This is a genomic window from Psychrobacter sp. TB20-MNA-CIBAN-0197, from assembly GCF_040309765.1.
GTDB lineage: Bacteria > Pseudomonadota > Gammaproteobacteria > Pseudomonadales > Moraxellaceae > Psychrobacter > Psychrobacter submarinus.
The window spans coordinates 1-277 of the sequence record NZ_JBEOPC010000475.1; the positions used below are offsets into that span (position 1 = coordinate 1).

General features: G+C 59.9%; 1 protein-coding gene. It reads left to right on the plus strand.

The genetic code is table 11. The annotated features are described in order from the left end of the window. The coding region (locus tag AAEY83_RS14565) for a hypothetical protein (protein WP_351059981.1) at positions 1-277 on the plus strand (277 nt) is incomplete at both ends.

Here is a 277-nt window from a genome sequence, read left to right on the forward strand (position 1 = left end):
TTCCAGCAGCGCTGCACGCGAATCCCTCAGCGCCCAGGCCGACAGCAGCAAGGCTTCGCTCAAACAGGCCAGCGAGCTGTTCGAAGAACAAGTGGTAATGGCCGACACCCTCGATGCGCCGTGGCAGGCATTCTACGATCAGGTCACCGGGCTGATGGAACACACCTACCAGCTCAATCAGGCCACGCTGAAATTCCTCGACAGGCAATTGCAGCAGCGTCTGGCGCAGAACCGCACGCACATGATTCTGCAAGCCTCGGCGCTTTCGGTGGTGTTC